This is a genomic window from Acinetobacter sp. GG2 (assembly GCF_000292385.1).
Classification (GTDB): Bacteria; Pseudomonadota; Gammaproteobacteria; order Pseudomonadales; family Moraxellaceae; genus Acinetobacter; species Acinetobacter seifertii.
This window is the reverse complement of the sequence record NZ_ALOW01000039.1, coordinates 1-26,511: the sequence shown is the minus strand read 5'-3', so window position 1 is coordinate 26,511 and position 26,511 is coordinate 1. Positions and strand designations below refer to the sequence as shown.

The following is a 26,511-nucleotide window of genomic DNA, read 5'->3' as shown; positions in this document are numbered from 1 at the left end:
TTCTAAGGAGCTAAGCAACCTAAACCACTCAACTCCTTACAAAGCCTTAATCAATCCATCAACTTTTTACGGCGATACAACCCACAATCCCCTGAAAATAACGCTGCCAATAAACAAGTAATAATAGCGTAAGTGGCAACATTCATTCCAAATAGTTCAATTGCTAAAATAATAGACGTTAACGGTGCCTTACTTGCCCCTGAAAACAAACTGACTAACCCTAAGCCTGCAAGCAGTGAAATGGGTAGGTTTAAAACTGCACCTAAAGCATTACCTAATGTCGCACCAACATAAAACAATGGCGTAATTTCACCACCTTTAAAGCCTGAACCTAAAGTGATGGCGGTAAAAACAGTCTTGTTAAAAAAGTCGTAAAACTCAATCGGCACATAAAAAGATGCAATGATTTTATCTGTACCTAAACCGTTGTACTGCTGATGTGCAGTGAACAGCGTAAGTAGCATAATGATAATACCGCCTACCATTGTTCTTAATGGCAAATAACGAATGTATTTATAAAAGAGGTCACTCGCCAAATGAATGGCAGCAATAAAGAAACGTGCAGCAAAGCCAAATACTAACCCCGCTGCAATTAAGCTCATGAGCGTGCCAAAATGAATGGCTGGAAACTCACTTATAACGTAAAAAACATGTGGATGAACAATATCGAATAGCTCAGGAATGGTCGAAGCAATCAGAGCAGACACAAAACATGGAAAAATAGCTGAGTATCTTAAATTACCTAAAGCGGTAATTTCTAAACCATAGATTGCACCTGCCATAGGCAAACCAAACACGCCAGCAAAACCAGCACCAATACTGGCGATTAAACAGATTTTGCGATTGTCTTCCGAGATTTTTAAAATATGGCTTAAGTGGTCAATTAAAGCACCCGAAAGCTGAACCGCTGGTGCCTCACGCCCTGCCGAACCACCAAATAACTGTGTTAAAATTGATGTAATAAAAATGATGGGGCTCATTCGTTTTGGAATGAAGGACTTGGGTTGATGAATCTCATCTATGAGTAAATGTGTTCCGCGTTCAATGGGCGATCCATATTTTTTAATGAGATAACCAATACCAAAACCCACAAAAGGCAAAAAGTAGATGAGCCAATGATGCAAACTTCTGACTTTATTTGAAATATCAAAAGCCACAAAAATTGAGGTCGATGCCAGCCCCGCGATGACTCCAATCACAATGGATATGACGAGCCAATAAACACTGTATTTTAGAATTTGATCATATTCAGATGAAGGTAGAATTTTCATTCGCTTTCTTCAATTCGCCTTTGAGTGTGTGCCAAATTCTCAAATTATTTTTTATGCAGCCAGCTCATTAAGTGAGAAATGCTTAAACTGGGCTAAAAATTAAAGCTCGCATAAGCGAGCTTTAAATACAGTGATCAATATTTATATCACTTAACTGTGATAAATATCTCATAACCAGTACAGGCTTTCAAGTTGAAATTGGTTAATGAAAGGTTAAAACCATCGACTCAATTAATTAATAAACAATCAATAAAGTAAATAATTAATTAATACTCGCAATCACGGTTTCAGCATGGCAGGTCGCACCCTTCTCTGCGCTAATCTGAATCACACCACTACGGTGTGCCAGTACCTGCACTTCCATTTTCATGGCTTCCATAATGGCAACTACTTGGCCTTCTGTCACTTGCTCACCATTTTCGACTTTCCAAGCGCTAATCACTCCATTAATAGGCGCAAGTAAATGCTCGGCACTCACTTCTGGCTCATTCGTTTGGGCTTGAGCGGCGGTTGCTGGGCCTTGTGCAAACATTCCTGCTGGTAAACCTAAACGGTGTAACTTGCCATCAATTTCAATGTAGCTGAGTAACATCGGCTGTTGATGGTTTGGAATACCACGTTTAGTCGGCTTTAACTCTTGTTTAAAGTCATTTTCAATCCAACGCGTATGTACATTAAACTCATCTGTAAAATCAGGTTCATTAAGCACCGCACGGTGAAAGTCTAAAACTGATGCTACACCTTCAATTTTAAATTGTTTTAAAGCACGTTTAGCGCGAGCAATTGCAACCTCACGAGTTGGGCCAGTCACAATCAGTTTTGCCATGAGTGAGTCAAAGTGACTAGACACTAGAGAACCAGTGCGAACACCTGTGTCCACGCGTACTCCGTTACCAAACGGCGCTTCAAATAAACTTAACACACCAAAGGCTGGAATAAAACCACGTGCTGGGTCTTCGGCATTTATACGAAACTCAATCGCATGACCTTGTGCTTTTGGTGTTTCTTTAATCGAAAGCTCATGGCCCTGTGCCACGCGAATTTGCTCAACCACCAAATCGACTTTTGAAGTTTCTTCAGTCACTGGGTGTTCAACTTGCAAACGCGTATTTACTTCTAAGAATGAAAGCTTGCCGTCACGACTTAGTAAGTATTCGACTGTACCTGCACCTACATAGTTTGCAGCCTGACAGATATTTTTTGCCGAGGTTAAAATTTGCTGGTAAATCTCATCACTAATAAATGGCGCTGGTGCTTCTTCGACTAACTTTTGGTTACGGCGTTGCAACGAGCAATCACGTGTGCCCAGTACCACAATGTTGCCATGTTGGTCGGCTATGACTTGTGCCTCTACATGGCGCGGTTTATCAAGATATTGCTCGACAAAACATTCACCACGACCAAAGGCAGCTTTTGCCTCGCGTACTGCCGACTCATAAAGCTCTTTCACTTCTTCAAGTTTCCACGCAACTTTTAAGCCGCGCCCACCGCCACCAAATGCGGCTTTAATGGCAATCGGTAAACCAAACTGTTTAGCAAACTCTAAAGCTTCATCTGCATTATTGAGTGGATCTTGCGTACCTTGAACTAATGGCGCACCGACCGAAGCAGCAATTTTACGCGCTTCGATTTTATCACCCAGTTTTTCAATAGCACTTGGTGATGGCCCTACCCATTTTAAGCCTGCATCAATCACGGCTTGGGCAAACTCGGCACGTTCAGATAAAAAACCATAACCGGGATGTACCATCGTCGCTTTTGATTTCTTAGCAACTTCAATAATGGCAGGAATATTTAGGTAGGTTTCACTGGCAGTCGCACCAGCCAAGCCCCATGCTTCATCTGCAAGTTCGACATGCATGCTGCCAATGTCATCATCTGCATATAACGCGATCGATGAAATGCCCATATCACGACAGGCATGAATAATACGAACAGCAATTTCACCACGGTTAGCAATCAATAATTTTTCTGTATTCATCATTCATTCTCAAAATCTGTAAATTCGGCAATTTTTTTAAATTTGATGCGGCAACCTGCCGGAATCTGTGCGACCAGGTCCCAATGGTGTTTAGCAACAGAGCCAATGACTGGATATCCGCCCGTTAAAGGGTGATCATTCATAAACAAAACGGGTTGACCACTCGGTGGAATCTGCAAAGCACCAATGCATGTGCCTTCACTTTCCAACTCGTAGGTAATTTTGCGAGTTAAAGCCTGTTCACCTGAAAGTCTTAGCCCGACTCGGTTGCTTTCATTGGTTACCAGCCATTCTTGCTGACAGAGCAGTTCAATACTGTCTTGTTCAAACCAGTCTGTGCGTGGTCCCATCACAATATCTAGCTCAACGACTTCGCCAGCTTGTGGCAAATCGGTTTTACCCACTTCATTTACGCTAATGTTGGCTGTCTTCACATTCCCTTGATAAATGGTATCTCCAAGCTTTAAAGGCTCTGGCCCTAACACCGCCAAGCTGTCAAACGAAGCACTATTGAGTACTGGTTCAACGTCGATACCACCACGAACTGCCAAATAGTTTCTTAAGCCTTCTGTCGGTGGCAGAATTTGAAATTCATCGCCTTCATCTAAATCAATCGGCTGATAGCTTGCAAAGTCTGCGGTTTGACCGTCGGCAAATTTCACTCGGATGTTTGAATTTGCCCCAGTAACTGCAATAACGCCTGCATGCTGCATTTTGGCTTTTAGACCGCCATTTAAAACTTCAATGACAGATGTATCGGTTGGGTTACCGACAATACGGTTAGCACTGTGCATCGCAGACAAATCCATTGCACCTGCAACACCAACCCCAATATTGGTTTGGTTTAGGCGTCCTTCGTCTTGAATAAGCATCTGTAAACTTGGCGCAGTGATCTTAAATAGTGGCAGAGATTGTTTCGGCTCAACCTTACGTGTGATTTGCTGCGGTACATTTACAGTGGTTGGACTATGCGTAACATCTTCAAAATGTACTGTCATGCCCGGTAACAACAATGCAGGATTTTTACGTTCTAAATCCCACATTTTTTCCGATGTGGTTCCAATCAGCTGCCAACCACCCGGACTGTCTTTCGGGTAAATACCTGAATATTTTCCAGCCAAGCCCAAAGAGCCGGACGGTATTTTTTTACGAGGAACCGTTAAACGTGGAATATCGGTAAAAGGTTTATCGGGACTGCTCATATAAGCAAAGCCCGGCGCAAAACCAATAAAAGCCACATTCCACACACTTTGGTGATGTTTTCTAATCACATCAGCCACAGTCAGCCCTTGTAACTCGGCAACCTGAGCAAGGTCTTCGCCATCGTAACGAATCGGTACAATCACTTCTTGGCTACTGCGCTCAAATCTAGAATCAACTTTGAGGCTTTGAATTGAAGCAACCAGCGTTTTAAAGTTAGTTTCGATCTCGTTAAAAAAAACCAAAATTGTTTTTGCAGCAGGGACTAAGTCTTTAATTCCATTCAATTGCGTATTTTGCAATTTATTGTACAACGCCAAAGTTTCCTCTAAGCTCGCAAGCTCAATCAGAAAACAATCGGCGTTTACCGATAAAAAACGCATTTGCTTATCCTTTTTAATTCTTCTTTAGCTATTTAGCCCATCCAAGCGCGGTCAGGAATGTCGGTAATAAACATGTAACCCGGTGCATGACTAATGGCAAAAGGAATTTTCGAGTTCATAACAGCTGCTTGCGGTGTTACTCCACACGCCCAAAACACTGGAATTTCACCTGCTTCAATACGAGAAGCATCACCAAAATCAGGCTTGTTTACATCCTTAATGCCCAAGCTTTCAGGGTGCCCAATATGGACAGGTGCACCGTGTACACTTGGCATACGTGCAGTGATTTTTACTGCTTCACTAATTTGATGAGATGGAATTGGTCGCATGGAAACCACCATATTTCCTGAAATACGCCCTGCCGGCTCGCACTTGATATTGCTCAAATACATCGGAACATTGGTGTCGTCATGAATATGACGAACTTCAATACCTGCTTCTTGCAAAGCTGTTTCAAACGAAAAACTGCAACCAATTAAGAAAGTCACCAAATCAGGATGTGCATTATAAATCTCACTCGCATCGGTCACTTCATCGACCATTTCGCCATCTTTCCAAATGCGATAACGTGGAAAATCGGTGCGAATGTCTGAGTCTGCCGCAAGCTTAGTTGCATAGATGCCTTCTTCGAGCACATCAAGCACTGGGCAGCTTTGCGGGTTACGGTGTGCATAGAGTAAAAAGTCATATGCCCACTCTTTTGGCACCGAAATCATGTTGACCTGCGTCATGCCCGCAGCCATACCTGCTGTCGGTTTATCAAAACCTGCACGAATTTTTAAACGCGCATCTAATGCGGCTTCAAGCTGAGCTGGGTCGACTTTAATATCCTTATACATTGCGCTCTTCCTTATGCTTTATTTACAAAGGGGCGGATTTCAATATTATTTTTTACAAGCTCGGCTTTAATGGCAGCCGACATTTCTAATGCGCCATCGGTGTCGCCATGTAAGCAAATGGTGTCGGCTTGAATTGGTGTAAATACGCCATCAATTGACTCGACCCCACCATTTTTAAGCATAGACACCACACGGCTTGCAACAAATGCCGAGTCATGTAAAACCGCACCTTCTAGACGGCGAGATACCAATGAACCATCGCTGTTATAAGCACGGTCTGCAAATGCCTCAGACACCACTTTTAAACCAGCCGCACGCGCCTGCTCGACTAAGTTCGACCCAGCCAAAGCCACTAAAACCAGTTCAGGGTTATACATTTTAATCGCATCAATTACTGCCGCTGCCTGAGCTTGGTCATGGGCAATGGTGTTGTAGAGCGCGCCGTGTGGTTTAACATATTGCACTTTTGAGCCTGCCACCTTTGCCAAACCATCAAGTGCAGAAATTTGATAAAGCACATCGGCAATAAGTTCGTCACGCGACAAATCCATATTACGGCGGCCAAAGCCTACAAGGTCTGGATAAGACACGTGAGCGCCAATGGTCACATCAAGCTCAACGGCTTTACGAACCGTTTTTAAAATGCCGAGTGGGTCGCCAGCATGAAAGCCACACGCAATATTGGCACTGGTCACGACAGGTAAAATCTGGTCATCATTACCCATTTTCCATGAGCCAAAGCTTTCACCCAAATCACTATTTAAATCTAAAAACATGGCATTATTCCTTTATTACTTCACGCAGTCTGGCTTAAAGCTTGGTCAAATAGTTAAACACAGTCGTAAACGACATGTAGCCCATCCACCACGTTAACAGACATGTTAACCCACCCAAAATAAGCAACCATTTTGGATAGTTATAATTACCCATCAAATCTTTACGGCATGCGGCAACATACACAAAAATTGTAAGGCCAATTGGCAACACCAAACCGTTAAAACCACCGACAAAAATGAGTAGACCTGCCGGAGTTGCACCCAATAACACATAGAGCAATAAAGCCAATGCGATAAAGGTAATGGTCGTATAGTTGGTTTGTTTTGGTGTTAAGTTCTTTTTAAACGCAGTAAAGAATGACACTGAAGTATATGCTGCGCCAATGGTGCTACTAATACCCGCTGCCCAGAAAATTAAACCAAATAATTTAAAACCAAATGTACCTGCTGCATATTGGAATGCTTGAGCTGCCGGATTGGCATCATGGCTCGCTAAATCAATCGTTGCACCGCTCACCACCACACCTAAAAAAGCCAAGAACAATACATAGCGCATGATGCCGACAACAATAATGCCCTTGGTCGCAGCTTTTGCAACTTCATCAATATTTTCAGGGCCAACCGCGCCTTTATCGAGTAAACGATGTGCGCCTGCATAGCAGATATAGCCACCAACCGTACCGCCAACAATGGTGGTAATAATGGCAAAGTCGATATGGTCTGGAGCAAATGTTTGATGTACAGCTTGACCAACAGGAGGCATTACAATAACGGCAACGATAATAATCAGGAGAATTTTAAGCAGTCCCAACACGATCATGCTTTTATCCATGGCAAGCGTTGCTTTTTTGGAAGCAAAAATTAAAATGGCTAAGGCACCACTTAAAATACCGCCCCACTTTGTGTCTAGGCCAAAAAGTGCATTTAAACCTAAAGCAGCACCTGCAATGTTACCTACACTAAAGAAAAAACCGCCCAAGATCACCAGAAACGCCAGTAAATAACCACTACCCGGTAATGCTTTATTGGCAATATCTGATGCACGCATTTGAGTGAGTGTTACTACTCGCCAAATGTTTTGTTGAACTACATAATCAATCAGAATGGAAACTAAAATTGCAAAGCCAAATGCAGCGCCTAACTTCACTGTAAATACAGCAGTTTGGGTTAAAAATCCTGGCCCCATTGCAGAGGTCGCCATCATAAAGATTGAGGCAACAATGGCCCATTGGCGATCTGATAAAAAAGAAGATTTCAGTAAAGACATATTAATGCGTTCCTCATCCATTTGAGCTTAACAACGCTATTTCAAGTTGAACCAAGAACATCATTTTTGTCCCAAACGATATTCTTTAATCCTTTAAAATGACAAAGATTCCCTATTCCCCAATCAACTTAATCGGTGATCAAATCTTGTATCTCAAATAAAAACATAGCTCATCCCTACGGACAATAAGACTTTTTACATAAATTAAAATTTATAAGTATTTAATTTTTATTATTTTTTAATTTAATTAAAACTCAGGATAAATTTTACTTATCGAAGCACATAAGCTGCTTTTATGACTTTACATACAAGCAGCGATAATTTAGAGAAGAAAAATGAGATGAAAAGATTACCAACTCTGCTTATTTTTTAATTTGCTCATTCAACCTTTTCATGGCACTCGCCGAGACTTTAACAGCGACCTCAGTTAATTTTTCTTTCAAGGCAACGTCATTTCCGTGAATATAAATAGACGTGAAATGAAAGGTTTTTAAGCGAATAGGTGTATCTAATATCTCCAATCGTCCGTCGGTAATTTCCTTTAAAGCCGTTAAAGTCGGTACGACTGCAATACCTAAACCTTGCTCAGCAAGACGCAACAACGTCGCTAATGAATAACTGGTAATTGAAAGGGGCTCATCAATGCCCTGTTCTTTCATTTTGGCCTTTAATTCTTTATAGGGATAGGTAATTTTTGGATAAGTTAAAATGGTATGCGACATTAAGGCTTTAAAAGACATTTGTCCAATTCCACCTTTAAACGATGGTGCTGCCAAGAAACTCAGTTCAAAGTTACAAAGGGACTGCTCAATACATTCAAAAGCCAAGGTTGGGCCAAGTAAAAAGGCCATGTCCAAGTCACCTGTACGAACGCCTTCTTGTAAATTAGGTGTCAGGTCAACCACAATTTCGACCGAAACTTTTGGAAATTCTTGTTGAACTTTTTCGATATATTCAACCAGCCACGTATACACAATGGTTTCGGAAACGCCTAAACGTATGGTTCCCGTCAGATGCTGGTTTTCGGTAAGCTCTGCGACCAGATCTGTTTCTAAACGCATAAACTTTTCGGCATATTTAAATAAAGTCATACCTTTATGGGTCAGTTTAAACTGCCGCAAGCTTCGGTCTAAAACCTTAAAACCTAATTCATTTTCAAGAGATGTGATTTTTTGAGAGACAGCAGGCTGCGTCGTTTGTAATTTAATTGCCGCCTTATTGAAGCTATTTAACGTCACAACCCAATAAAATGCTTCAAGATTCTTTAAATTCACGTTTCATCCTGTCTTAAAAATTCCTTTACTTTTATAGTATGTAAGCTTTTAACATGTTAAGGCCAGCAATAAATAAATTTTTAACTAAAGTTAGTTATCCAAATTTTTAAATGCTTTGGAAAGCTGACTAATTGTTTTGATCTGTTTTGCATAACGGCGGCATGATCGGCATGCCAACAAATGCAGTTGTAAACTACTTTGCTCACGTAAAAAAAGCGGTCTATCTTGTTTTTCAGACAACAGTTGAGTGGCTTGTCGACATGTCAACATGAACAATCCTCCTTCAATAACCATTTATTTTCTAAGCATTCCCGTAAACGGGTACGACTTCGATACATCAACACATTAAAATTTGAAATAGATAACTCCAGCTTGCTACAAATTTCGTTAGAACTCAGTTCCACCACTTCTCTCATCATAAAAACCTGAGCATATTTGGCAGGCAAATGATCTAAACAGGCTTCAAAAATTATCCAAAAATCTGACTGCTCCATCATTTCTTCAGGACTTTGCCATGCTTGAGGTGCTTCATATTTATGCCAGTGTCCTGAAGCATCAAACAATTCATCAACACTGAGTTCGCTTTCCTCGTCTTTAAATAATTCAGACATGGCGACCAAACGTGACTTTTGCCGAACCACATCAATAATTTTATTTTTTAAAATAGCGAATACCCATGTTTTGAACGCAGCCCGCCCTTTAAATGAATCTAAGTTTTGAAAAGCACTGGTTAAAGCCTCTTGCACTACATCTTCAGCTTGCGGAAGTGAGGATAACTGTAAAAAAGCAAATTTAATCATTTGCTGCCTTAAGTCTTGTAAAAAGGCTGGGTTATGCAGTTGATCCCCTAAGTCGTCATGACGTGATGCCGCGGCTGAAGTCATGCTTGTGCCTCTTTAAAATCATGGAGAGTTTGGATTAATTGTAGTCGAGATAAGAGGTTTTTGAGTTCTTGAATTTGCAGATAAATTTCAGACTCAGACAAGTTAGCGAGTATAGATTGAATAAGGGTGAAAATATCATGGTCAGTTAAGGTTATATTTTGCGTTAACTGTTCAATCAACATAGCAAATAGTGGAGAGAGTTGTTCAATACATACTTTATCTTGTTCATCGCGCCAGACCATTACTGCGCCTGGTAAAAGTTTTACTTGTTCTGGAGTCATTAAAGTCGTCCACGTATAAACGGGATATTGATAAACTAATATCCATACTTTGGTGGTTAACTGCCAAGCATAATTTTCATGTAAAACAACATCTTCAATTTCAACAGTGTCTAAATATAATTCTAGCCATTCAAACTGTAATAACTCAGCCAACCAAGGATACTCTTGTAATATCGGATGCTGTTGCTCTGTTAAATACTCTCTAAACTCTAAAGAGATATCATTGTATAAAGGTGAGCGGCTTTTAGCTTTTTGAAAAAACTCTAAGACCAATTGTTGCCACCTTAACTCTGGCAACATCGCACGAGCTACTGGATAAACTAAGTCAATAAATGAACTGACATTATTAAAAAGTAAATCCCGATAAATTTGCATTCTTTGAGGAGGAAGTGCTTGAGGTAGTTCCAAATCAGGATCACGAATCCAGTCACAAAACTGTTGCTGCATAGTTTGGAAGGATATTTGATTTCCCTTCATAGCCAGTCTCCTGTTGTTGAATGAGTTTGATTTTGGCGAGTTCCTCTTCTAATTCTTGCCATGATGGAATATTAAAATCGCGCTCCAATAATGTCGGTTTTATTCCGCATACTTGATAGGTATATCTCAACAACTCCCAAACACGGTCACAAACTTCCGCCCCATGGGTATCGATTAATAAGTTCTTCTGAACTTTTTCATGTCCAGCAATATGTAAGTAACGAATTCGTTCCTTTGGCATGTTCTGAATAAATCCGAATGCATCGCTACCATGATTGGTACTGTTGACATAGACATTATTTACATCAAGAAGCAAATCACAGTCAGCATGTTGAATCACTTCACGAATAAATTCGGCTTCACTCATTTCGGCATTCGGCATGACGTAAGTAGAAACATTCTCTATGACTAATCTTTTCCCTAAAATATCCTGTACACGCAAAATGCGTTCAGCCACATATTTAACCGCGGCTTCCGTCATGGGTATTGGCAACAAATCGTATAAATAGCCGCCATCATTTGTATAACTTAAATGTTCAGAATAAATTGGTACTTCGTATTGTTCTAAAAAGCTTTTTACTTTACCTATAAATTCGAGATTAAGTGGATGTGGCCCTCCAATAGATAATGACAAGCCATGACAAATTAACGGTGCTTTTTCTGCACACTGTGCAAGTAATTTTGCATGTCGACCACCAAAACCTAGCCAATTTTCTGGGGCAACCTCAATAAAGTCGGGATATGTTTTTGCCGTTAGAAACGCATCTATAAAGTCACGTCTTAAACCAAGCCCTACACCATTCAACTGCATCATGGTGACTTCTCCTTTTGGAAATGATGCCGACACTTAATACAAGGCCGACATCATCCATGATCAGATGGTTTACTTAGCGCCACACTTGCCATCAGCAACTTTTTTATCTGCACCGCACTTACCGTCCGCTGCTTTTTTAGTTGCACCACATTTACCATCTGCTGCTTTTTTAGCTGCTCCACATTTTGCTTCCGCAGATTTTTCATGTTTTTTCATTTTGTTAGCTCCGCATTTCGCTTCACCACATTTACCATCAGCTGCTTTAGTTGCATGTACTTCAGTTGTTGTATTGGTTGCTGCTACAGCCATTTGCGTAGCACCTGCAACTGAAAGTGCTAATAATGCTGCCACTGAAGTCATTGAGTTGAGTTTGTTCATTTTCGTATTCCTTTAATGCTAATTTCTCGGTTTGTACACATGTACATAAAGTTAGACGGACCAAATCCTTTTTTATTACACCGTAAATAAAAAAATTTTTTATGTAAGAAATACAGTTTCCATCCGACTAATTATTATTCAATCGCATTGGATGTGAAATTATCATGAAGAACTTTATTTATGGCTTATCTCAATATTATCAAAACCTCGGTAAGTCTTTACAACATATTGACGGCATTGCCGCATTGGCTATTCGATTGTATCTAGTTCCTATATTTTGGATGGCGGGTACAAATAAACTGATGCACTTCAACGACATTGTCGAATGGTTCGGCAGTTCAGATGGTGGATTGGGCCTTCCTTTTCCCTATTTAATGGCCGTGCTTGCAACGTCAACTGAACTAGCAGGTGCAATACTTTTAACATTAGGTTTATTTACCCGTTTAATTAGTATTCCACTCATTATTACCATGTTGGTTGCAATATTTACGGTACACCTCCCGAATGGATGGCAAGCAATTGCTGATCCGCATGCACCCTTTGCCAACATGCAAGTATTGGCTTCCGCTGAAAAGTTAGATAAAGCTCGTGAAATCCTACAGAACTATGGCAACTATGACTGGCTTACATCGAGCGGCTCGTTTGTTATTTTAAATAACGGAATTGAATTTGCCGCGACCTATATGGTGATGCTATTTGCTCTACTTGTACTTGGAGGCGGCCGTTATTTTAGTTTAGATTATTGGATTAAAAATAAACTGCACTAATCGATTATTGCACCAGCAGTCATATTTACAACCGTTGCGGTCATTGAGTTCGCATGCTCTGATGCAAGGAAAGCAACGGTTTCTGCAACTTGAGAAAGTGTGGGCAATCGTTTTAGCATAGTGCCCTGAGCAGCACCTTCGAGCCATTGTCCTATGCTGAGCCCCATTGCCTGTGCTTTAGACTCAAACAATTCGCGCGTATAAGAACCCGCTTGAACAGCATCCACAATTGCATGTGAGCGTACACCGAGTACCCGTATATTTTTAGGGCCTAGCTCACTGGCAAGAGCTTTAATAAAGGCCTCAATTCCAGCACAGCCCACAATATGTCCCAAATGCCCCGGTATTGCCATTCGTGCTGAAGGTGCCACAATTGAAATGATGGTTCCACCGCGCTTACCGCCCATATAAGGAACCACAGCTTTAGAGATATTAAACTGCGCCGTTAGAAATGGATTTATTCCCCCGACGAACTCATCAAGATTTAATTCAAAAATTTCTTTCCCTTGATTATGTATAAAACTCGTCGCATTAATGACGGTATCTAAACCGTTCGCCTCTTGAGCAATTTGAGCAACTGCCTCACTGGTTGCTTGGCTATCTAGCACATCAACACTAACGATATGTATCGCGCCTTCGTATTTTTGTAGTTGTGCCGCGATGTTTTGCAGTTTATTTAAATCTCTTGCGCATAAATAAACATGCGCTCCTTCACGAAGGAAAACCTGCGCAATCGCAGTGCCAATTGCACCGCTGCCACCAAAAATTACTGCTACTTTTCCCTTGAGCAACATGCGGCATCCTCTTGTTATTGTGCGCCATGGTTAGGTTATGACACACAATCAAAAGTGATGCAATTTTATACAGTTTAGAGTTTGTATGAGCTTATGGCAGATGAACAAAAATAACGTCTAAGTCTTGTTTTGGTACAAACTTGGTTTTGGTCATTTGAAATTGAGTCGGACTAATTTTGTTGACTTTGCCATCCCAACAAAATGAAACCAGTTCGCCTTTATCACGTTCAATCGTTAACTTAAAGTTTTCAATAGGTTTTGCCCAGTTAGCACCTGTCGTCAAAATATAACCTAAAGCACTAAACGGCGAATGTTCTGCCTGAACTTTTTTAAGACCCTGCTTAAATTGTTTATCCATGCAAAATTGCTTGCTATCTTCTTCTGGTGTGAGACCTACAGAACCACCGACCAAAGGTTTATATTCATGATGAATTTTAGTCAAACTATTGGCTTTGAAGGTTTGCTTCCAGCTATAAATAACTTGAGATGACCACGGGATCACATCATCTTTTTCAAATTGGGCTAAAATTTTCTGCATTTGTGGTTTATTACATTTGCTTAGCTTATCTTGATAATTCAAATAATCATAGTTACTACGAATCCATGGATTGAGCATGTCTTTTTCAGTAAAACCGCATTGCTTAAACTCATCGGTTACATCCAGTAAAGGCGATTTTTCATCTTTTTGAATAAACGTTCTGACATGCATTTCGGGTTTTATATTTTGACCATCCACTACAATTTTAAAGCTTTTTAAAAGTGCTTCAGTATTTGCAAAATCTGCTTCAAAAAAGTTATCTACACGTGGTAGTGGAAACAAAACGGTTTCAGTAACATCCTTGTTGCTTAAATTTTTATATAGATAATCGACTTTAATTATCTTTTTACTAATAAATAAATCTTCACTTTGCATCGCAACTTTTGCATTTTTTAAATACTGAATGCCTCCTGTACCGACATAACCCGTCGAGTCATTGGCGAAGCTATAGCCTGAGAGTGGAACCAAAACAGCTAAAGTCATTGCAAGCTTTTTCATTTTAAAGTCTCTATATCGTTTTTCATTATGGAGTATCAATCTCATATAAATAATAACGGTTTAGCTTTGCCGCAGTAAGCATTACATAATGCTATTTAAGAAAAATAAGTAATGGATAAGAAAATCTTTATTTATATATAACTAGATTGCTTATTTTGAAGCTTTTTTAATTTTCAATTTATTAACTTCAGAAACAATAAAAACCGCCATACACTCATAATGCTTATTTAGCATTACACTAACATTCGCAAATATTAGTTACGGGTGTTACAACGGTTTTAAGAATAATTGATTAAAGTTTATTTTGTGGCGACTTCTTCACGACTATGGCTCTCTTCTTCATCTTTAGCCAAGAAGCAAACACCAGCAAAAATAAGAATAGCGCCAGTAACTTTTGTAAATGTTAGCGGTTCATTAAACAGCCAAATCGACAAAAACATCACCGTGATGAGTTCTAAATGTGAAGCTGCAAAAGCCGGCCCAATAGGCGCATGCTTTAATAAATTCATCCAGATAAAAAAGGCACCTATATATCCAATAAAAGCCCCATAAATCCAAGGATGCCCAAAAACTCTGATTAACCAGTGTACATCAAAAGTCAAAGGCATCGCATGAATGGAAGCTAGCTTAAAACTAATCTGAGCCAATGTATCGAAGAGCATTAATATTAAAAAACCAATAATATAAAATTTTTTCATGCCCCAATCCCAACAATAGTGACACCGATCGCTATCAGAACTACACCAATTAATCGATTTCGAGTTAATTTTTCATTAAAAAACAAGCGTCCAGCAAGCATAATCACAACAATGTTGATACAACCTAACATGACCCCAACAGAAAGTGGAACCAGCGAGAGGAAAGCAAGCCAAACGACAAACTCAAAGATATAACAAAAAATACCGACCCATATCCATGGACGTTTCGCCATGAACCACCAATGTTCTAGGCCTTCATTGGTTTTACTTTCGTGAGCAGCGGCCTTAAAAGCCAACTGCCCAACAGTATCAATCAAAATGGTTAGCATCCATACACTGAACACTACAATATTCATAAAAGCTCACCAATTTTTTCAGGTGAAGTTCTACGTTCTTGACGAGTTGATGGATGCTCTAACTGCTTTTTTGGATGTTGGTACTGTTCAATAAATCGAATGGATTCATCAATCACTTGTTTTCGATCATTATCAATTGTAATCATGTGATAGCTGTTATAAAGCCAGATTAAGGTCTTAGGCCCCTTCACTTTGGCATAAATTAACTCACTATTTCTTCGGTGAGCAATATCATCGTCATAGGCATGTAATAACAGACATGGAGCCGTAATATTTGAGAGATTTTTACGAACATTCCGCGAAAGACGTTGTAACTGGAACAATGAATGCCAAGGGTTACCCGGCAAACCAGCTTCACTACTTTCGCCGCTGTTCATAGCCTGAACAATACGCGAACGCAATACCTTATTTTTGATGCCATAAGGTTCAGCTTCGTCAAAAGTATTGTTACGACAAATATTTAAATAATGAACACTTGGCAGAACAATAGGTGCAAGCACTTTTGACCACAAAGGAATACTCCAACCGTCGTATTGGAAGGTCGGACTATAGGCAATGACGCCAGCAACTGGATAAGCCGATGCATATTTTAATGCCAGCAAAGAACCCATTGATAAACCGGCAACAAATATCTGATCTGTATGTTCTTTTAACTTTTCTGCGGCTGCAACAACACTATTAAACCAATCTTCCCATTGGCTATTTACCAAATCTTCAACATCGCCACAGTGTCCAGCCAACTGCACACCATATACGCTATAGCCTGCCTGATGAAGTACTCGCGCAATTCCTCTCATTTCATTCGGTGTGCCCGTCAAACCATGAATGAGTAAAATACCAGTTCGGTTTCCCGATAAAAAAAATGAATTGTCTTTTATCATGTAATCACCGTTACTGGAGTATCTATTCCAAAATCACTACTGAGTAGCTTAGCCAAGGGTTGGCAAATTTCTACAAAATTTTCAAACTTTGTATGGAAAATCTGGTTTTCTTTGCAATGGTCTATTAGAGACTTCTTTGCAAAAACATAGTCTGCATTTCCCGCTAGACAATAATCTGAACGTCCATCGCCAATCAAGATAATATGCTTTTGAGGTTTTTGATTTGCAACCTTACATTTGCATGTTCCACTTTGACTTACGCAACTCGCTTCTTCATTTGGAAACTCTAATTTCCATGACCTTTCATCTGCCTGAATCAAATGATTTGCAATAATAGGTAAATGGTCTAACTGATATTTTTTTAAAATATGGCGAATAACAAAATCGAGCCCATCACTCACAATAGTCAACGGAATTTTATACTGAGCAGTGATCTTCACTAATTCGATGAAGCCGAGGTCAATTTCAATTTGATCAAGGCAATCGCGCAGCTCATCAATAGAGACATCCAAGAGTTCGATCTGTTTTTGCATACAGACTTTGGAACCAATTTTCCCTTGCTCCCACTCTTCCTCAATTTCTTCCCAACCAGCTTTTGCATAAGTTTTAAGCAAATAGTCCGTTGTATCTTTTAAACTGATTGTTCCATCAAAGTCACATAAAATATGCCAAGGTACAGTGTGATCTGTATAGTAATGCTGGTCGACCATGAACATAAAATGCCTCACACGAATAATTTAAGAATTTTTATAAAAATCACGGTCTGACTTTAGGCGGGAAATCTTAAAAATTTCTTTAATTAGGAGTATTCAAAAAAATTTTGAATCCAGTATTATAAGATTCAATCAATTACAAAAGCATAAATAGTGAACAAATGAATTAGAAATTCAAAAATTCCATTTTTTAAATTTAATTTATTATTAATCAATTAATTAAAATAATTTTTCAGTGAAATAAATATTTAACCCCCTTCATATAGACTATTTTTTATTCAAAATTAGAAGAGTTTGACAGGAAAATACAAAATTAAGTTATTTTTAATTTTTTATTAAGATTTGTATAAGAATTAACTTTTATATTCAAAAAAATTTTGAACAGAACACAACCAAAAATCGACCATTTTTTATCATAGAAAGACTGAATATGATTAAACCATTGAAAAGAATTTCCATAGCAATAGTAATGAGTAGTAGCTTTTTTTACTGTTCTGCTTATGCACAAGATGCGCAAGAAGAAAGCTCATCACCAGATTTCACAATGGGTTTTAACTATTCTGTAAATTTCCAAGCTTATAAAGGTCATAAAACCTCTCAAACGCTTTTACCTGTTTTTTTCTATGACAATGACAAATTTTATATTGAAGGCGACGATGCCGGTTATTACCTATTCAAAGATGACAAAAATCAATTACGACTCGATGCTCACTATGACGGCAACTCATATGATCCAAGTGGTGAACTTTACTTATTAGATAAGCGCAAATGGTCTGTCCTAGCAGGTGCAAGTTATATGCGAATTACACCTTATGGCGGTTTTAAAGCACGGCTTAATACCGATACTCTATCCCGTAGTAAAGGAACCATTTTAAGAGCTTCTTACCTTGCTGAATTGGACAAAGGTAATTTAACCGTCTATCCAGAAGCTGGTTTTCAGTGGAACAACGCAAAATATAACCAATATTACTATGGCGTCAGTGATGCTGAAAGTAAACGTAGTGGTATCGCAGCATATGAACCGGGCCAAAGTATATCTCCTTTTGTAAGCATGACAGCCAACTACAAACTTTCCAAACATGTGAATGCTTTTAGTTCTGTTGAATTTAATTATTTATCAAACGAACAGTTTAAAAGTCCGATGGTAAAAAAACGCACAGATATTACACCAGCTGTGGGGCTTACCTTTACCTTTTAAACACGACAACACTTTTCACTCAGCCTCTGTATCTAAAACATACATACTGAAAATACCAACCGTAAAAGGAATAGAAGTATGAACAACAATCATACATTCAAACAAGAACGCACTTCTGCAACTAGTTCTAATAACCGCGTTCCACTAGATGAAGCGCAACTTCTAGCAGATGAGGCAAAGTATTGTTCACACGGCGATACAGTACACTATGTAAACCCACCTAAAATTTTTACGGATTGTCAGGGCAGCTATATTTTTGATGACCAGAATATCCCATATCTAGACTTACAAATGTGGTATTCAGCGGTCAACTTTGGTTATAAAAACCCACGTTTAGATCAAGCGCTTATCGACCAAATTCATAAACTTCCTCAAATTGCCAGCCAATATTTACATCCAACTAAAATTGAACTTAGTAAAGTGATTGCTGAAGACATACTCAAAAAGACGGGTGTACAAGGTCGTGTTCACTACAACGTTGGTGGTTCTCAAGCAATTGAAGACTCTCTAAAAGTTGTACGTAACTTTACTAAAGGCAAAAGCCGTATGTTCGCTTTCGAGGGCGGTTATCATGGCCGTACTTTAGGTGCATCTTCAATTACTTCAAGCTATCGCTACCGTCGCCGTTATGGTCATTTTGGTGAGCGTGCCCAATTCATTCCATTCCCATATCCTTTCCGTCGTCCTAAAGGTATGACACCAGAAGAATATGCAGATAAGTTAGTTGCTGAATTTGCACGTCTTTTTGAAAATGAATACCACGGCGTTTGGGATCCTAAAGTTCGTGAAAGTGAATTTGCTGCTTTCTATATCGAAACAATTCAGGGTACTGGCGGTTATGTCATTCCACCGAAGAACTTCTACAAAGGTTTGAAAAAAGTTCTAGATGATCATGGTATTTTATTGGTTGTAGACGAAATTCAAATGGGCTTCTACCGTACCGGTAAACTTTGGTCTTTCGAACATTTCGATATTACGCCAGACGTTGTTGCATTTGGTAAAGCATTGACCAACGGATTAAATCCTCTTGCTGGTATTTGGGCAAAAGAAGAAATGATTAATCCTGAAATTTTCCCAGTGGGTTCAACTCACTCGACGTTTGCATCTAACCCACTTGGTACGGCAGTAGGTCTTGAAGTCATGAACATGTTGGCTGAAAAAGACTATGAAAAGCAAATCATGGAAAGTGGTGCTTATTTCCTAGAGGGTCTAAAAGAATTGCAATCACGTCATCCAGAAATTGGTGATGTTGATGGTTTAGGACTAGCATTGCGTGCAGAAATTTGTCAGGCTGATGGTTTTACTCCAAACAAAGAATTGTTGGATAAAATGGTTGATATCGGTCTTTCAGGTACCCTTGAATATCAAGGACAGCAATGTGGTTTGGTGTTAGATGTAGGCGGTTATTACAAGAACGTAATTACTTTCGCACCTTCACTAGAGATCTCAAGAGCCGAAATCGATCAAGCAATGGTATTACTTGACCAATTATTAATTCGAGCTAAACGGGAAATATAAAATTACTTTATGACTATAAACCTGAATCAGTTAGAACCTCAGGCAGTGGTGGATGCTTTTTTAAAGCATCCACCTTTAAGTTTTCAGGTTCATTCGCCTAGCGATTTTTTACCTTATTTTTATACAGAGTTTGATTTATTAACGACTCTAGATACAGACCTTCTTAAAAAAATTAAAGCATTGCCAGGGTATTCAACCTGGGGGAAAATTCTTCATTTTAAAACATGTTTTATCGGTACAACGGTCACAGAATACAGCTTATTACCTAGTGAACTTCCTCTAGACTCAATAGCAGATTTTTTAAAGAATAATGATCAAAACATTAAGTTAGGTATTATTAAAGATCTTCCGTTAGATTCACCTTTACTCAGCGAACTTGAAAATAATTACAGTCACAATTTTATTCAAGAAGCAGAAAAAAAAGGTTTTCTATCTGTAGAAGGACAAGCTTTAGCTTATGTCCCTATCGATTTTTCAAGCCGTGAAGAGTATCTCTCTAGACTATCTAGACCACGCCGTAAAAACTTCAAACGTAAACTCAAAAGTTTAAATGAATTAAATATTGAACAACTGTCTACGGGGGATGAACGCTTTAATGATCCTGAGTTTAGAACATATTTATATGAACTCTATCTGGCCGTTTATCACCAAAGCGAAATACATTTTGACCTGCTCAGTCCTGAGTTTTTTTCAGAAATTCTTCAAGATGTGCACAGTGGCGGTAAAGTCTTTTTATATTGGGCAGATACAACCCTAGTCGGTTATAACATTTGTTATGAATACAACGACAATCTGGTTGATAAATATATTGGTCTCAATTACCCGCTCGCAAAAGACTACAATTTATATTTTATTAGCTGGTTCGTAAATTTAGACTATGCCCTAGCCAACAACCTCAAATTTTACATTGCAGGCTGGACAGACCCTGAAGTCAAAGCTCAACTAGGGGCTAAATTTACATTTACCCGTCATTTGGTATGGATACATTCCCCTGCCTTACGTTTTGTTTTAAAAAAATTACGTCCTTTATTTGAAGCAGATCATCAGTGGCATGTTAAACAGGAAACACGATCATGAGTTCAGTAAATAACAGAACACCTGTCGTTTTAAACTTTGATGATTCTGCTGGTGATCCTGATGATGCGGTACGTATTGACCTCACCTCATGGCAAGAAGTCATTCGCTTTGGTTGTAAATTAAAAGAGTTCGATGAGTTACGTACTCACCTAGATCAGTATTTACCTTCAAAGTTGGGTTGCGTCCTCTTAGGTAGTGGTGATTATCACCATGTTACCCAGCTTTTACTAGAAAGACTGCCATCTGCTGAGCCAATTCATCTTATTGTCTGTGATAACCACCCTGACAATATGCGTTACCCTTTTGGTATTCACTGTGGTTCATGGGTGTATTGGGCAAGTAAGCTTCCGCAAGTTGCCAGAATAGATGTACTTGGAATTAGCTCAAGTGATATTGGATGGCTACATGCAGTAGAAAACCATTGGTCACCGTTATATAAAGGAAAGCTGCATTACTGGAGTATTCAGCAAAATGCATCATGGGTGCGTTTTACAGGCAAAAAGAATGCATGGCAAAACTTCGATCATCCAGATGAACTGTTATCTGCATTTCTAACCGAAATAAAGGCATCAAACTTATCTGTTTATTTATCGATTGATAAGGATGTGCTTTCAAGCGAAGTCGTCATGACAAACTGGGATCAAGGAAAATTTCTTGAAAGTCATTTGCAGAGCTTAATTGAAACATGTAAAGGCCGTTTAGTTGCTGCGGATATTACTGGCGATGTTTCGGCCTATCATTATAAAAACTACTTTAAACAGTTTTTAGCAGCTTCGGATGGGCAACAAGAACCAACAGCCGAGGAACTCTCAAATTGGCAATTAGAACAGAAAGCACTGAACCTACGGTTAATTCATGCCATAGATTCAGCTTGGTCAAATCAATAAGAAAAAACCCACAAGCTGTGGGTTTTCTTTTAATTACTTCGCTGCGTTTACGCCAACAATAAATTGGCTACAATTCGAGCCTTCAGAAGCATTGCCTAACTGCTTTTCAGAAAACTTAAATTTTGTTGCCACAGAAGCATAATCTTTCTTAAGGGTTTGACCTGTAAGCTCACCTAACTCTTTTACTTGTTCAGGCTTTAAAATTCCGTGTTCAACTGCTTGATTGACCATTACACATGCAGTGGTCATCGCATCATAACGTGCAGCAGTTTTCGAATAACCTAGAGCACCCACTATACCACCAACAATTAAACCGACTACTACAGCCAAAGTTACATGCATTTTATTCATTTTAAATACCTAAAAATTTAACGAAAAGACGAGCACCTTAAGAGTTTGTGCTCAAGTAGCATTAAGATAACTGCTTTTATTTGATATAAAAAGTTAGATTCTGTCAGATTCATTAATAGTTGAGTTGTCGTAAAGACATTACCATGCTCTTTTTAAGTATGGATGTTTACTCTTTCTATTCAATACATAAGAAATATCCGTGTTTGAACTGAAATTTAAAAATTAATCACATCATTTTTGTTAGTTAGAATATTCCCATAAAAAAAGTTTCCTCAACGGATATTATTACTGATGATCTCAGAGTCTTTAAAGAAGTTAGATTTAGCTTTTTCAGCTCTACACTCACTCCAAGCCTTATATTCAGCTTTCCAAATGACCGAACCTGTATGATCCGTCATTTCTTGCGGTGTGCCTAAATGGTCGCAGTGATAGAACCATACATCATCAAATTCTTTACCCTGTTTTTCAATTTCCCAAAGCGGGGCTCGGTGTATATTATAATATCTATCTGACCAATCTAAGGTTTGATTTTTAATATTAATTTTATTTCTTAAAATTATTTTAGTATTTTAATTAAAATATTCATTTGTTGTACAGAGACGTTATCTTTTTAATAACTCATTTCTTGAATCACTTAGTTATTTACAGTAGCATCCTAAAGAGTCTTCATAGAAATGAGTTATTATACTAAATATCTTATAAGTTAAAAAATATAAATTTAGTATCTATTCTTCTTTCCATATATCTTCGTAACCCTGTTTATCTATTACAAATCTAAAACCTTCTTCTAATGCTAAATAAGGAATAACTTCGGGAAGATAGTTTTCTAAATGAGATATATGCATTGGTTTAAAGAAATCATCATCTTCAGAAAATTCTCCACAATAGAAAAACCATGAGATATTTTCTCCTTCTTCAAGTATATTACGTATTCCTGTAATTGGTATTTTTCCCAATGAATCTAAAGCTATAGCAACCATTTCATTTTCAAAAGGTTTCACAAACTTAGAATTAAATTTTTTACATATATTTTTTTGCATTTCAATTACGGACATATTTATACCTAAAACCCTAATTTTTTATTGATTGCCTTAGAAAACCAGAGGCTTTACTAATTAACTTGGGAAAAGTATAGCAATATGGATATAAATTCTGAATTATTTATCAATATTTTCATATAAACACCCTATCTGCAGAATTCTAAAACCATACAATATAGGGTGAAACTATTTAATAAACAAAAACTAAAATTTTATCTTTATCAAAAGAATTTTTCAATGAAAAATTATCAACAGCATAACTTAATATATTATATAACTTCCTATGTTTAGCTATTAAAAACTGATAACCACAAACTACATGACCCTTTTTAAAAAACTCTAATAAATCATGAAAGAAATAGAAATTAATTGAATATTTTTCTTTAAAATAATCCTCTAAAATTGAGTTAAAATATATTTCCATGAAGCTCAAAGCTACATCTTCAGATAGACTTTTCCTTGAAAATATACTAAAAACTTCATCTTTTATTAAAAAAAACTCATTTCTATTTTCTATCACAAACTTATTATATTCCTTTAAACCATTTTGACCTAAATCATTATAAATTAAAGATCTGAAATTATTCATTATTTCAGCATCACAATTTATAGTTTTATCTGAATTAGCAATTTCATTTATTTCATCATATGAAATACAAGTATAATTTAAATTAACTTTATCAATATTTTCTTTACCAATATTTTCTAAAAAAATTGATGACTCAATTAATTCTTTAAATTTTGAAAGATCATTTCTCATTAAAATTCCACTTTTTCCTTTATTAAATTTCTCAGAAATACTAAGAATTAAGATAAAAAATATCTCAACTTAACTATTAATAGTAAAATAGAATTCATTTCAAAAACATACATACTTTTAAAATTTATATTTTATTTTACCACCCCAAATTTATTTAAAAGAAGTTATTACTTTATTTTTAAACTTATCAAGTATTTTAAAGTTAAAAAATTAAAGCCATTTACACCTATAGTATAGATGACTTTCAAACAACTAAAATATGAAGTTAAATTAATTATATATTACACATAACCATTCATTCTTTATTAAAGTTAATTCTAGTCTTTTAAATTTAAATATACATACTATTTTCGTATATTTAAATAATTACCACTCATGAAAGTTTTCTTCTATTACCTCTCCTAAAGAATCTCCCAACTTCTCGTACTCATCATTATCCACATAATAAATATATACCTCCCCCTTCTCATTTATAAAAATAGGATTTCCAGATCCATCATCCGAAATCACTATTGATTTTAAAATATAATTATTAACTTTCAACTCATCTAAAAGCTTTCTTGCTCTATTGGTCAAATCAATAACAGTTTCGTCTCCCATCATCTCAGCATTTTTTAAACCATATATAGCTAAACCTGCATATGATCCACCATATGTACTAACAAATAACTTATAATCATCAGGAAGTTTTATCTGCAAAGTAGTTTCCACCTGATTAATATCTTTCAAAGTTAATGGAACTCCTTTCATTTCAGGGTTATCTTTATAGAACTCCGACAATCTATTTAACAAATCAATTTTCATTTTCATTTCCCAAAAAATCTTAAACTATATTGATGAATTACGCTTCTGTAACTCTCTTTGCGCTGAATCTTTCCAATACTCTTTTCTCCAATTATTAAAAGCATCTCTTTCCTGACTCGTTAATCCTCCACCTTTTTTCTTACCACAAGGATGCTGTCCAGGGTTTGTATGAGGTTTGTCATGATGCTTTTGAGGCATAGCAACTATTGGACCTTTTGCATTTTGCTTATAATGATGTAATACAATCGTATTTCCTTGTTTGTCTTTACCCGATAAACCAAAACCAGAATTATTATTTGCATGATACAATTGTTTCAATTGTTTATCACTTAAATGGCTTAAATCTGTATATCCTGTAACTTGTAATTTTGTTCCTCGACTATCAGTGAATGAAATTGGGTTACGATTTAGCCCCAAAGGATCAACCCAACTCACTGGATTTGGTGCATAAGCATATACATTATCTCCACCCAATAATCCAACAAGGTCTTTGGAAATAAAACGCCCTACAAACGGTGAATAATAACGATAGTGATTGTAATGAAGACCTGTTTCTTCGTCGAAATACTGCCCTTGGAAACGGATATTATTGGTGATGATTTCTGAATTTTCAAAAAGTTAAATACTGACTTTGCTGATTTGAGCATATGAAACATATGACGCAAGGTCTTGCATTTGTGCAAAGCTTTGCTTTGCACAAACGAGTTCACCTCACGCCTTATATTCAGTTTTCTAGATCAGTTGGCTCTTATAAAGCTAAATTAAACCTCAAAATACCATTCTAAGAAATCATTAAATGATTCCCACTTTTCAATAACATCCACTCCATTTTCAGAGTAACCAATTATTTCGACACTATTTTCCTCTTTATTATAAAAATATGCTCTTTCTCCCTCAAACTCTGAAATTACATAATAATTATCATTTAAACTCAAATCTCTTCTTAAACTATTATTAATATTTCTATAATCACTATTTTCATACATCCAACATATTTGCCATAATTCAAATTTTTTTGAATAAAAACCTCCTGGATTTTCCTCTGCATGTGTATAGAAAATACCAAAATCAGAGCTCGTATCCAAATTTAACTCTTTCAGAATCTCTCTATACCTTTCACAATCGATATCTACATCTTCAAACCAAGCATTTTTTTGCTTCAAATAATTAACTACTTTAGAACTTAACATAATTTCACCTTTATAAAGGACAGCCACTACTAGTATTTCGTCTTTCTAACTCTTTATTTGCTCTATCTTTCCAATATCCGTCCCTATCATCATTAAAATCATCTCTATTAACAGGATAGTCAGGATGCTGTTTTGGCCTATACGGATGAAGAGCTGGTAAGGCCGTATTTTTACTATGACTATTTCCAGACAATTCGAATAAAGGCCCATTTGCATTTTGTTTAGAGTAATGTAAATTAACAGATGACCAGCCATTAGCTGTTTTAATCCTAGGTGCATCACCTCTTAAAGCTCTATCTAGATTTGTTTCAGTCTTCCCACCACGAGTAGTAAATTTTTGATCCCAGTCTATTACTTGTTGATAAACTGTATATTCGATATTTGTTTTTGTTCCTATATGAGTAGTCTTTTTATTAAATATCTTTGTTAAACCTAGAGGATCAATCCATACAATAGGATTAGGTGCATAAACATAACCATTGAATCCTCCCAATAACCCAATAGGGTCTTTGGAAATACCCCCCTACATACGGTGAATAGTAACGATAACGGTTGTAATGAAGACCTGTTTTATTAAAAACATTATTTTATGATAATAAAAGAATTATAAATTGAC

The 26,511-nt window shown here is 37.4% G+C and carries 30 protein-coding genes and 3 pseudogenes; 5 read left to right on the top strand and 28 right to left on the bottom strand.

The annotated features are described in order from the left end of the window. Positions 1-50: 50 nt before the first annotated feature. The 12 genes from B554_RS0114725 to B554_RS0114670 all read right to left on the bottom strand — a co-directional run bounded on the left by B554_RS0114725 (position 51) and on the right by B554_RS0114670 (position 11,825). On the bottom strand, positions 51-1,271 hold the full coding sequence (locus B554_RS0114725) for a chloride channel protein (protein ID WP_019458651.1): 1,221 nt from the start codon (positions 1,269-1,271) through the stop codon (positions 51-53). A 262-nt stretch (positions 1,272-1,533) separates the two neighbouring features. Beyond that, positions 1,534-3,252 carry an acetyl/propionyl/methylcrotonyl-CoA carboxylase subunit alpha gene (locus B554_RS0114720; RefSeq protein ID WP_019458650.1) on the bottom strand — a complete coding sequence of 573 codons (1,719 nt, stop codon included), beginning with the start codon at positions 3,250-3,252 and terminating at the stop codon, positions 1,534-1,536. Continuing rightward, positions 3,252-4,835, bottom strand: coding sequence for an urea amidolyase family protein (locus B554_RS0114715; protein WP_019458649.1), 1,584 nt, complete (start codon positions 4,833-4,835; stop codon positions 3,252-3,254). Before B554_RS0114715 ends, B554_RS0114720 begins: the two co-directional genes overlap by 1 nt. A 32-nt stretch (positions 4,836-4,867) precedes the next feature. Next, entirely contained in the window at positions 4,868-5,674 is an 807-nt protein-coding gene (locus B554_RS0114710; RefSeq protein ID WP_002048457.1) for a putative hydro-lyase, read from the bottom strand. 11 nt (positions 5,675-5,685) lie between these two features. Further along, positions 5,686-6,450: a LamB/YcsF family protein gene (locus B554_RS0114705; protein WP_019458648.1), complete on the bottom strand. Its 765-nt coding sequence runs from the start codon at positions 6,448-6,450 to the stop codon at positions 5,686-5,688. Between the two features lie 34 nt (positions 6,451-6,484). Further along, positions 6,485-7,738, bottom strand: coding sequence for an NRAMP family divalent metal transporter (locus B554_RS0114700; RefSeq protein ID WP_081400410.1), 1,254 nt, complete (start codon positions 7,736-7,738; stop codon positions 6,485-6,487). Between the two features lie 341 nt (positions 7,739-8,079). Next, on the bottom strand, positions 8,080-8,991 hold the full coding sequence (mumR, locus tag B554_RS0114695; RefSeq protein WP_004702525.1) for a LysR family transcriptional regulator MumR: 912 nt from the start codon (positions 8,989-8,991) through the stop codon (positions 8,080-8,082). Positions 8,992-9,081: 90 nt separating this feature from the next. Beyond that, on the bottom strand, positions 9,082-9,261 hold the full coding sequence (locus B554_RS0114690; protein ID WP_004702527.1) for a zf-HC2 domain-containing protein: 180 nt from the start codon (positions 9,259-9,261) through the stop codon (positions 9,082-9,084). After that, positions 9,255-9,875 (bottom strand): RNA polymerase factor sigma-70, encoded by a 621-nt coding sequence (locus B554_RS0114685; protein ID WP_004702529.1) that lies wholly within the window; start codon positions 9,873-9,875, stop codon positions 9,255-9,257. The genes B554_RS0114690 and B554_RS0114685 overlap by 7 nt, the downstream gene beginning before the upstream one ends. Then, complete coding sequence (locus tag B554_RS0114680) at positions 9,872-10,633, bottom strand: DUF2063 domain-containing protein (protein WP_029767900.1); 762 nt, start codon at positions 10,631-10,633, stop codon at positions 9,872-9,874. Before B554_RS0114680 ends, B554_RS0114685 begins: the two co-directional genes overlap by 4 nt. Then, complete coding sequence (locus B554_RS0114675; RefSeq protein ID WP_019458645.1) at positions 10,584-11,447, bottom strand: DUF692 domain-containing protein; 864 nt, start codon at positions 11,445-11,447, stop codon at positions 10,584-10,586. The genes B554_RS0114680 and B554_RS0114675 overlap by 50 nt, the downstream gene beginning before the upstream one ends. Before the next feature lie 69 nt (positions 11,448-11,516). Beyond that, complete coding sequence (locus B554_RS0114670) at positions 11,517-11,825, bottom strand: hypothetical protein (protein ID WP_004702533.1); 309 nt, start codon at positions 11,823-11,825, stop codon at positions 11,517-11,519. 164 nt (positions 11,826-11,989) lie between these two features. Here B554_RS0114670 and B554_RS0114665 point away from each other — a divergent pair, with 164 nt between their 5' ends. After that, positions 11,990-12,592 carry a DoxX family protein gene (locus tag B554_RS0114665; protein WP_019458644.1) on the top strand — a complete coding sequence of 201 codons (603 nt, stop codon included), beginning with the start codon at positions 11,990-11,992 and terminating at the stop codon, positions 12,590-12,592. Here the strand turns inward: B554_RS0114665 and B554_RS0114660 are convergent. The 6 genes from B554_RS0114660 to B554_RS0114635 all read right to left on the bottom strand — a co-directional run bounded on the left by B554_RS0114660 (position 12,589) and on the right by B554_RS0114635 (position 17,073). Further along, on the bottom strand, positions 12,589-13,386 hold the full coding sequence (locus tag B554_RS0114660) for an SDR family NAD(P)-dependent oxidoreductase (RefSeq protein ID WP_019458643.1): 798 nt from the start codon (positions 13,384-13,386) through the stop codon (positions 12,589-12,591). The genes B554_RS0114665 and B554_RS0114660 overlap by 4 nt on opposite strands. Before the next feature lie 91 nt (positions 13,387-13,477). Next, complete coding sequence (locus tag B554_RS0114655) at positions 13,478-14,422, bottom strand: DUF4424 family protein (RefSeq protein WP_019458642.1); 945 nt, start codon at positions 14,420-14,422, stop codon at positions 13,478-13,480. A 299-nt stretch (positions 14,423-14,721) separates the two neighbouring features. Beyond that, a complete protein-coding gene (locus B554_RS0114650) occupies positions 14,722-15,120 on the bottom strand; it encodes a DMT family transporter (protein ID WP_019458641.1) in 399 nt (132 codons plus the stop codon). After that, on the bottom strand, positions 15,117-15,476 hold the full coding sequence (locus B554_RS0114645) for an EamA family transporter (protein WP_019458640.1): 360 nt from the start codon (positions 15,474-15,476) through the stop codon (positions 15,117-15,119). The genes B554_RS0114650 and B554_RS0114645 overlap by 4 nt, the downstream gene beginning before the upstream one ends. Next, positions 15,473-16,357 carry an alpha/beta hydrolase gene (locus B554_RS0114640; protein WP_019458639.1) on the bottom strand — a complete coding sequence of 295 codons (885 nt, stop codon included), beginning with the start codon at positions 16,355-16,357 and terminating at the stop codon, positions 15,473-15,475. The genes B554_RS0114645 and B554_RS0114640 overlap by 4 nt, the downstream gene beginning before the upstream one ends. Beyond that, a complete protein-coding gene (locus B554_RS0114635) occupies positions 16,354-17,073 on the bottom strand; it encodes an MtnX-like HAD-IB family phosphatase (RefSeq protein ID WP_025465234.1) in 720 nt (239 codons plus the stop codon). The genes B554_RS0114640 and B554_RS0114635 overlap by 4 nt, the downstream gene beginning before the upstream one ends. Positions 17,074-17,539: 466 nt before the next feature. Between B554_RS0114635 and B554_RS0114630 the strand changes: the two genes are divergently transcribed. The 4 genes from B554_RS0114630 to B554_RS0114615 all read left to right on the top strand — a co-directional run bounded on the left by B554_RS0114630 (position 17,540) and on the right by B554_RS0114615 (position 21,750). Further along, positions 17,540-18,268 (top strand): MipA/OmpV family protein, encoded by a 729-nt coding sequence (locus B554_RS0114630; protein ID WP_019458637.1) that lies wholly within the window; start codon positions 17,540-17,542, stop codon positions 18,266-18,268. 78 nt (positions 18,269-18,346) lie between these two features. Further along, positions 18,347-19,786 (top strand): aspartate aminotransferase family protein, encoded by a 1,440-nt coding sequence (locus B554_RS0114625; protein WP_019458636.1) that lies wholly within the window; start codon positions 18,347-18,349, stop codon positions 19,784-19,786. A 9-nt stretch (positions 19,787-19,795) separates the two neighbouring features. Beyond that, on the top strand, positions 19,796-20,863 hold the full coding sequence (locus tag B554_RS0114620) for a GNAT family N-acetyltransferase (protein WP_019458635.1): 1,068 nt from the start codon (positions 19,796-19,798) through the stop codon (positions 20,861-20,863). Continuing rightward, complete coding sequence (locus B554_RS0114615) at positions 20,860-21,750, top strand: hypothetical protein (protein WP_019458634.1); 891 nt, start codon at positions 20,860-20,862, stop codon at positions 21,748-21,750. The genes B554_RS0114620 and B554_RS0114615 overlap by 4 nt, the downstream gene beginning before the upstream one ends. A 33-nt stretch (positions 21,751-21,783) precedes the next feature. Here B554_RS0114615 and B554_RS0114610 read toward each other — a convergent pair whose 3' ends face one another. The 10 genes and pseudogenes from B554_RS0114610 to B554_RS19285 all read right to left on the bottom strand — a co-directional run. Next, positions 21,784-22,101 (bottom strand): hypothetical protein, encoded by a 318-nt coding sequence (locus tag B554_RS0114610; RefSeq protein WP_019458633.1) that lies wholly within the window; start codon positions 22,099-22,101, stop codon positions 21,784-21,786. 275 nt (positions 22,102-22,376) lie between these two features. Next, positions 22,377-22,631, bottom strand: a pseudogene (locus B554_RS18750) (RHS domain-containing protein); the annotation flags it as partial. Between the two features lie 195 nt (positions 22,632-22,826). After that, positions 22,827-23,156, bottom strand: coding sequence for a hypothetical protein (locus B554_RS0114605; RefSeq protein ID WP_019458632.1), 330 nt, complete (start codon positions 23,154-23,156; stop codon positions 22,827-22,829). A 175-nt stretch (positions 23,157-23,331) separates the two neighbouring features. Continuing rightward, a complete protein-coding gene (locus B554_RS0114600; protein WP_019458631.1) occupies positions 23,332-23,901 on the bottom strand; it encodes a hypothetical protein in 570 nt (189 codons plus the stop codon). 366 nt (positions 23,902-24,267) lie between these two features. Next, positions 24,268-24,705: an SMI1/KNR4 family protein gene (locus B554_RS0114595; protein ID WP_019458630.1), complete on the bottom strand. Its 438-nt coding sequence runs from the start codon at positions 24,703-24,705 to the stop codon at positions 24,268-24,270. Positions 24,706-24,729: 24 nt separating this feature from the next. Further along, on the bottom strand, positions 24,730-25,122 hold the full coding sequence (locus B554_RS19180; protein ID WP_413540760.1) for an HNH/ENDO VII family nuclease: 393 nt from the start codon (positions 25,120-25,122) through the stop codon (positions 24,730-24,732). Next, positions 25,111-25,320, bottom strand: a pseudogene (locus B554_RS19290) (RHS repeat-associated core domain-containing protein); the annotation flags it as partial. The gene B554_RS19180 and the pseudogene B554_RS19290, both read right to left, overlap by 12 nt. A 146-nt stretch (positions 25,321-25,466) precedes the next feature. Then, positions 25,467-25,895 carry a hypothetical protein gene (locus tag B554_RS0114585; protein ID WP_019458628.1) on the bottom strand — a complete coding sequence of 143 codons (429 nt, stop codon included), beginning with the start codon at positions 25,893-25,895 and terminating at the stop codon, positions 25,467-25,469. Between the two features lie 10 nt (positions 25,896-25,905). Beyond that, a complete protein-coding gene (locus B554_RS0114580) occupies positions 25,906-26,340 on the bottom strand; it encodes an HNH/ENDO VII family nuclease (RefSeq protein ID WP_413540759.1) in 435 nt (144 codons plus the stop codon). Continuing rightward, positions 26,320-26,467, bottom strand: a pseudogene (locus B554_RS19285) (RHS repeat-associated core domain-containing protein); the annotation flags it as partial. The pseudogene B554_RS19285 and the gene B554_RS0114580, both read right to left, overlap by 21 nt. Between the last annotated feature and the right edge of the window lie 44 nt (positions 26,468-26,511).